The sequence below is a fragment of the Pseudomonas sp. AC463 genome, from assembly GCF_979253585.1.
Genome location: NZ_CEEDDZ010001141.1, coordinates 1 through 237 on the forward strand (window position 1 = coordinate 1; position 237 = coordinate 237).

The window sequence follows — 237 nt, forward strand, 5'->3', positions numbered from 1 at the left end:
CGCGTGGTGCGGCGTGGTGAGGCGGTCTGGAAATATGAGCGTAATGACCAGGGCGATGTTACGCGTAAGACCGATCCTGATGGCCACGTTACCGATTACACCTACGACAAATATGGGCAGCTGATTGGGGTTTGGTATCCGGATCACAGTTGCCTGCGCAGGGTGTGGAATGAGCGTGGGCAGCTCGTTGAAGAACAGCTGCCCAATGGCGGGATCAAGCGTTATCGCTATGACGAT

At 55.7% G+C, this 237-nt stretch carries 1 protein-coding gene; it reads left to right on the top strand.

From position 1 onward, the window contains the following. The coding region (locus AC0IYH_RS33870; RefSeq protein WP_471838849.1) for a hypothetical protein at positions 1 to 237 on the top strand (237 nt) is incomplete at both ends.